The organism is Nocardia sp. NPDC058497 (genome assembly GCF_042720195.1).
In the GTDB taxonomy this organism is placed as follows: domain Bacteria; phylum Actinomycetota; class Actinomycetes; order Mycobacteriales; family Mycobacteriaceae; genus Nocardia.
Map to the genome: position 1 here is coordinate 1 of NZ_JBHXMY010000390.1, position 5698 is coordinate 5698.

The following is a 5698-nucleotide window of genomic DNA, read 5'->3' on the forward strand; positions in this document are numbered from 1 at the left end:
GTCGTCGAACTCGACAACGTCAGGCTTTATCCCCAGCTCGCCCTCCATGGACAAGCCGGGGACCGACTCCCTGTCAGGCCGCGACCGGCAGGTCCTGATCCTCGATGTCGGCGGGTTCGGTGATCACCGGGTCGGTGTGGGGATTGTCGAGGTCGATGTCGAGGTAGTCGATGTCACCGGCGGTGGCGAGTTCGACATCGACGAGCCGAAATTCCTCGGATCCGTTGGTCTTGGCGAGTTTGCGGGCGGCCTCGGCGAGGAAGTGCAGGTATCGGGCCGCGGCGCCGTTGGGACGCCGCCACGAGTCCTTGTCGAGGCGCGCTTCATGGGCGGCCAGCACCAGAGCGAGTACGAGTACCCACGCCCGCCCGGGTGTCGCCGCGACAGCTTTGCCGATCAGGTCGTCGGCGGTGTCGGCGCCGACGAGGTCGCGGGCAAGATCCGCCGCGGGCCACCCCAGCAATCCTGGTTCACGGGTCAACGACACCGCGACCAGCTCCGCCGCCCCGGCAGGGGCGGTCCGCGCCGAGAGAAGTTGGGTCAGGAAATCGATGCGACGGGCTTTGGCCGCGACACCTCGTTTATTGAGCTCGATCACCCGGGCACGTTTGGCGCGTTCCTGGTCCCGCTCGGCCTGCTGCTGTTCGCGTTCGGCCTGCTGGTCGGCTTCACCGCCGGCCTGTGTACCGACATCGTCGGAGACAGGGTCGACGCGGCGAAGTCCGCTCTCGGCCAGGGCTGCCGCGGGCAGGTAGTAGGTGGGCATCCACGCGTCGCGGGTGCTGAGGCCGTGCGCGCTCCGCTTCCCTTGCACGGGTTCGGCGTCGGGGCCGAGATCTCTGGTGTCCCAGTCGACAGTGGCGGGATCGACGAGCTCGCCGGTGGTCTCGTCGAGGAGTTCGGCGTCGTCGACCAGGTCGACGAACACCCGCCACAGCCTCGCGTCAACATAGATGTCGGTTTCGCTGACCGGCAACCCGTCACCGGTGAGAAGTTCACCGTCGGGGATCAGGTCGGTGCCGATATCGGGCAGGTCGGTCAGCACCCCGAACCCGAACGCGGCATACGGCAGTGCTGCCCGCAGTCGGTCGCGGCGGGTCTGGCGGCCGTCGGCGATGAGGCGGGCCTGGTAGTCGAACTGGTACCGCGTCACGCTGGTCAACGCCTCGACGGCGTCGGTGTCGCCGAGAGTTTCGTATCCGGCGATGGTTTCGAGCTGGTCGAGGCTGAGCTGGCCGTCGTCGAGCAACCGCCGCGCGGTGTCCGAGCGCGCGATCGTCCCGGCCTTGCGGATCCGGGAACGGTCCGAGGCTTGCAAGCCTTCGGTGATGCGGGTCACGCTGGCGCCGAGGTCGAGCATTAGCGCGACACCGGCGGCGCGGGCGGAGTCGGTCAACTCGATGCGGCGGTCGTTGAGGTTGATCTGGGTCAAGATCCGTTCGATCTGGCGTTCCCGGTCGCCGATGCTCGGGTCGACCTCGCTCACCCACACCGGCACCGTGTTCTGCCCGGTGGCGATCGCGGCGAGCGTGCGGACCTGGCCGTCGATGACGTGGATGCTGCCGTCGGTTTCGCGGACGGCCAGGATCGGGTTACGCACCCCGAACTGGCGGATCGAGGCGACCTCCTTCGGATGGTCGGCCAGATCCGGTGCCGGGCGCACGTTGTTGCCGGTGATCACCAGCGCCCGCGGATCGAGATTCTGCGCGATCGCACCGGGCGGCGGCGCCTGGGCGGGCTCGGCACTCGGCTCGACGACAGCCACGGGCGGGGGATCGGCGACATCGAGGTCGCTCGAGTCGGTCACGACAGTGGTCAACAAGTGTTCCTTTCAACGGGGCAGGGGTCGGTGCGTCCTGGAGGCGAACCTGGGCAGGTGTGGTCAGGTGGTGGTGCGGGTGGCACGGGCGACGTTGATCGGGAACAACCGCAGGGCGCCGTCGGTGTCGGGTCGGTAGGTCCAGTGCTTGCCGCGCCAGCTCGGGGCCTGGCTGCGCCAGCGGTCGATGATCGGATCCTCGCCGAGGTCGGCGATGGCACCGGCGGTGCCGAGGTGTTCGCGGGGGGTGAATTCGGTGCGGGGCACCGATTCCACGACCATCTCGATGGTCGGGTCGGGGACAGCGGTGTTGGTGGACATGGGATGTGCTCCTGTCGTAGCGAACGGATGCGGGTGATGGTGGGCAGTGCAGAGGGATGGTCAGCCGTTTCCGGTGGTCGCGCGGCCCGCGCTGATCGGGTATGTCGGCGCTGATCGTGGGCGATGTCGACGCATCGCGGCCGGGGCCGGTCGTCGGTGTAGACGGCGAGCCAGTTCGTTGACCGCTGCCCACAGATTCCGGGCCTGTGGCGTGGCCCGGCCAGCCCTCTCTGGTGGAGTCGTCGTAGCCGCCGCCGCGACGCACTCCGCGTCCTGGAACTTGCTCGCAGGTAACGTGCGGCGTGAGATTGTGGTCGTCATGCCGCTGCCCAAGCTCGGGAACGACGACCTGCTGGTGTGGCGGTTCGGCGTCGCCGCCGACGAGCCCGACGTCGTCGATATGCCCGGCGCGGGCATCGAGCCGCCCACGGTGTGGGTCGATGCGATAGCCACCGTCGCGACCGACCTGAGGGTGCTGCGCTACGGCCGTGTCGTCGACCCGGATCGGCTGGTGTGGGAGCTGGCAGTCACTGGGCAGGACACGGTCATGATCGGCTGGGGCACCACGGCGCACGTCGGCGGGTTCCGGGTGAGCGAGGGCATGCAGGTCGACACTTCCTTCGCTGCGGCGGCAGCCTGGGTAGCCGACATCGCGCAGACCGCAGCGACGCCAGCTGGTAGATGGGAACCACCGGATACTCAAAGCCGTTGCGCGACAAGAGGGCACCGGTGCACGCCGCACAACCAGGTAGGCGTCGGGCGTTCTCGTTCCCGATCGACATGACCTACTGGTAGACCGCTGCTGGTCGCCGCCGGGGTGGGTCGTGGCTACGGAAACCAGCGTCCAAACCGTCATTCCCGATCGCGGCGGACTCGCGATGAACTGAGGGGAGCCCACGACCATCATCCGCCCAGTGGATCGCGCCGCTATGTGCCACCAGCGAGTTGGCCGCGATGGCCAGCGTGTCGGCTGTTGCGGTGTCACCTCGGTGCTCGTCGCTTGCTGCAGCATCGGCCGATGTCGCGCGGCTGCGAGTGCCAGCGCTGGCGCAGCAGCTTCAGACCGCGCTCCACCTCGATCATGCGGTCCTGTACGTCAGGGTCGTCGGGGTTGTAGCCCGCCTCGATCAGCGCATCACGGTCTTCAGGGGTCATGCCAGTTTGGACGGATCGTGCCCGGTGGAGGTTCCCGGCAATTCGGACGACTTTCGGCCAACCGGTAACCGCGTCAGACAAACGCCTGGGGCCACCTGGCAGAACGCCTGCAGGCTACGGCGGGGGTTGCTCGGGGTCGCGCGGTGCACGGTCACGTCCCCAGGGATGCACGGTTCGCGGCGAACGCGGACGATGAGGACGCCGCAACCGCGGATACCTGCGGGTGTCGGCTTCGGCGTAACCACGCAGCACCTCGGTCAGCCGCGCCGCGACCTGCTCGAGCTGATCAGGAGCGAGCGTGATGCCGAACGCCGCGGTGTCGAGGAGCTGGCGGCGGACCGTGGCCAGCGTCGCTGCCGTCTGCGCGGGGCGAGGCATCTCGGGCATAGCGAGCACACTACCCGTTATCGAACATATATTCGAGCGATGTAGGTTCGCGGGTGTGTTCGAGAACTGGCCGGTGACCTTCACTCCCTCGCCGTGGCGGATCGTCGACCCGCCGCAGAAGGTGATGGTCGCCGCCCATCTGGCAATCGCGACCAGGCCGAAACACTTCCGCCAGGATCGATTGCCGATGCGGGTGAAACTGGGTGGGCTCCGGCTTGCCGAAAGCGTTCCGGGATGGCTGCATGCCTGGGTCCTGTCCTGTTAACTGCACCTACTGAACTGATAGTCCGCCGAACTGACTACGGGGTGAGCGGGATGGACGAGCTGCGGAGAGCGCTCCAACCTCGGGCACGGGAGGTCGTGTCGTAGGCAGCCAATACAGTCTCCGAGGTGGGATACATGACTTCTTGGGTCGCGGTTCGCGGAGATGTTCCGGGTGACCTGTTCGACGAATTGGGGCTGATCGATCTCGAGGGCCGTTCGGTAGCCCAAGAATCGGACTTTGCCGCAGCGGCGCTGCGCGGCGGATGGGTGACAGTGCTCGTCCGCGACACTCATCCGGGGTATCCGTACCGTCCGGATCTGTTGGCGCGGCTTTCTCGACGCGCAGAACTGGTCACGTGCCATGAATCGACGTACGGACCGGAAAGCGCCGCTGCCCGATGGTGCAACGGTCAGCAGGTATGGAAAGCCGAGCACCTCGCGGAGACGACAGATGTCACCGTTGAAGGAGAGGTGCCGGACGTCTTCGATGAACTGATGTCCGCCGCTGGCGTTCGTTCTGCCCGAGACTCTGGAATCGACGAATTTTATGAGGTGCCAGTCGAGTTGGCCAAGTCCATCACCGGGTTCCGACAGGACGAGGCTGTCCGAGGAGCCCCACCGGCGATCCGACTCGGTATGGACGTCAAGGCCTTCGCGCTCACGCCGGTCGAATACTCCTGGACCGTCACCGAACTGGACGACGAAGACCAATTGCGAACCGTGAGGGCGGAGGCCATACATCAGTTCCATCGCAGCGAGTTTCCCGGCACCCGGCTGTTCAGTCGGGTCGGCACCGATGACAACGACCGGTGGCGAATCGACGGCGGAACTGTGCCGGCGGCCATGGCCATCAGTGGCTTCGATCGGTGGCGGTCCGAATTCGAGGCCACTGTCGCCCGCCGTGTCGCAGAGGTTGCTCCACAGGCGAAACTTACCCTGAACTGGAATTTTCCAGACGCGGAGCAAGGCATGCAGGAGGCAGATAGTCGATGATCCCTCTGCGAGTTGGCATGCGCCGGAGAGCGGGCCCCTGAACGCCGTGTGATCGGCATTACAGCGCGTCGCTCACCGCAGCGAGCTGGCCCTGCGGGGAGCAGCTGCCGATTCGGTGAAGCTTCTTGCCAAGTGCAGAGAAGAGACCCTTGCCCACGCCGAAAGCAGGCCAGGTGCCGTATCAGCGAGGCACAGGCCGCCGTTGCGGACACGTAGGGACAGGGCATCGGCACGGAAATGGGCCGGACGGGTATGGAAAGCGGTGCCGAGGTCGACGGTGACCGGCTGGGCCGGATCCACCTCGATCCGCATCGGCGGACTGAATTCCTCCGGCCACGAGTCGAACAGCGACGTGGTCACCGTAGTCCCTGCCGGTAGCCCTGACAGCCCATCGGCGAGCGCGGGTGAAGCGACCGCCGCGACTGCGAGAGCGCGCGGGGGCTGTGGGCGCGGAACTGGCCCCGCAGAAGCCGGTCCAGGCGGGCGACGATGCCGTCGACGTCGGTGAGCGGCAACGTCGTGCCGAACGCGGCCGCATCGAGCAGCTGCTGGCGGACCGCAGCCAAGGTGGCCGCTGTCCAGCCCGGTCGTGACGTCTGGGGCATGTACCGAACCCTACTCTGATTCGAACAAACTTTCGATCAGTGCACATTGCTGGATGTGTTCGAGTACTGGTCGGCGGCGTGGCTGACCGTCATATCTGTATAGGACATCGGTCACCGAGATCGCGCGGTATGCGGCAGAGGGGACGTTCATCGC

General features: G+C 66.7%; 9 protein-coding genes. 3 read left to right on the forward strand and 6 right to left on the reverse strand.

Going from position 1 to position 5698, the window contains the following annotated elements:
• Nucleotides 1-73: 73 nt before the first annotated feature.
• Together ACFWPJ_RS22795 and ACFWPJ_RS22800 are read right to left on the reverse strand one after the other, a co-directional pair.
• On the reverse strand, nucleotides 74-1819 hold the full coding sequence (locus ACFWPJ_RS22795; RefSeq protein WP_378854406.1) for a ParB/RepB/Spo0J family partition protein: 1746 nt from the start codon (nucleotides 1817-1819) through the stop codon (nucleotides 74-76).
• 63 nt (nucleotides 1820-1882) lie between these two features.
• Nucleotides 1883-2140: a hypothetical protein gene (locus tag ACFWPJ_RS22800; protein ID WP_378854408.1), complete on the reverse strand. Its 258-nt coding sequence runs from the start codon at nucleotides 2138-2140 to the stop codon at nucleotides 1883-1885.
• 319 nt (nucleotides 2141-2459) lie between these two features.
• Between ACFWPJ_RS22800 and ACFWPJ_RS22805 the strand changes: the two genes are divergently transcribed.
• Nucleotides 2460-2924, forward strand: a complete 465-nt coding sequence (locus ACFWPJ_RS22805) for a hypothetical protein (protein ID WP_378854410.1) — start codon at nucleotides 2460-2462, stop codon at nucleotides 2922-2924.
• Between the two features lie 197 nt (nucleotides 2925-3121).
• On the opposite strand, the gene ACFWPJ_RS22810 is transcribed toward ACFWPJ_RS22805, so the two are convergent.
• Both ACFWPJ_RS22810 and ACFWPJ_RS22815 read right to left on the reverse strand, forming a co-directional pair.
• The gene (locus tag ACFWPJ_RS22810) at nucleotides 3122-3295 is read right to left on the reverse strand and encodes a hypothetical protein (protein WP_378854412.1); all 174 of its coding nucleotides are present in this window, start codon (nucleotides 3293-3295) and stop codon (nucleotides 3122-3124) included.
• A 114-nt stretch (nucleotides 3296-3409) separates the two neighbouring features.
• On the reverse strand, nucleotides 3410-3682 hold the full coding sequence (locus ACFWPJ_RS22815) for a DUF6374 family protein (protein ID WP_378854414.1): 273 nt from the start codon (nucleotides 3680-3682) through the stop codon (nucleotides 3410-3412).
• Between the two features lie 55 nt (nucleotides 3683-3737).
• Between ACFWPJ_RS22815 and ACFWPJ_RS22820 the strand changes: the two genes are divergently transcribed.
• Nucleotides 3738-3947, forward strand: a complete 210-nt coding sequence (locus ACFWPJ_RS22820) for a hypothetical protein (RefSeq protein WP_378854416.1) — start codon at nucleotides 3738-3740, stop codon at nucleotides 3945-3947.
• 134 nt (nucleotides 3948-4081) lie between these two features.
• A complete protein-coding gene (locus tag ACFWPJ_RS22825; RefSeq protein WP_378854418.1) occupies nucleotides 4082-4939 on the forward strand; it encodes a hypothetical protein in 858 nt (285 codons plus the stop codon).
• Between the two features lie 72 nt (nucleotides 4940-5011).
• Here the strand turns inward: ACFWPJ_RS22825 and ACFWPJ_RS22830 are convergent, their stop codons facing one another.
• Together ACFWPJ_RS22830 and ACFWPJ_RS22835 are read right to left on the reverse strand one after the other, a co-directional pair.
• Complete coding sequence (locus ACFWPJ_RS22830; RefSeq protein ID WP_378854420.1) at nucleotides 5012-5299, reverse strand: hypothetical protein; 288 nt, start codon at nucleotides 5297-5299, stop codon at nucleotides 5012-5014.
• Nucleotides 5296-5544, reverse strand: coding sequence for a DUF6374 family protein (locus ACFWPJ_RS22835; protein WP_378854421.1), 249 nt, complete (start codon nucleotides 5542-5544; stop codon nucleotides 5296-5298). The genes ACFWPJ_RS22830 and ACFWPJ_RS22835 overlap by 4 nt, the downstream gene beginning before the upstream one ends.
• Nucleotides 5545-5698 lie beyond the last annotated feature (154 nt).

What these genes read in the sequence shown, in the direction of transcription:
- ACFWPJ_RS22800 (WP_378854408.1), bottom strand. Translation starts at nt 2,140, where the DNA reads ATGTCCACCAACACCGCTGTCCCCGACCCGACCATCGAGATGGTCGTG.
- ACFWPJ_RS22805 (WP_378854410.1), top strand. Translation starts at nt 2,460, where the DNA reads ATGCCGCTGCCCAAGCTCGGGAACGACGACCTGCTGGTGTGGCGGTTC.
- ACFWPJ_RS22810 (WP_378854412.1), bottom strand. Translation starts at nt 3,295, where the DNA reads ATGACCCCTGAAGACCGTGATGCGCTGATCGAGGCGGGCTACAACCCC.
- ACFWPJ_RS22815 (WP_378854414.1), bottom strand. Translation starts at nt 3,682, where the DNA reads ATGCCCGAGATGCCTCGCCCCGCGCAGACGGCAGCGACGCTGGCCACG.
- ACFWPJ_RS22825 (WP_378854418.1), top strand. Translation starts at nt 4,082, where the DNA reads ATGACTTCTTGGGTCGCGGTTCGCGGAGATGTTCCGGGTGACCTGTTC.
- ACFWPJ_RS22835 (WP_378854421.1), bottom strand. Translation starts at nt 5,544, where the DNA reads ATGCCCCAGACGTCACGACCGGGCTGGACAGCGGCCACCTTGGCTGCG.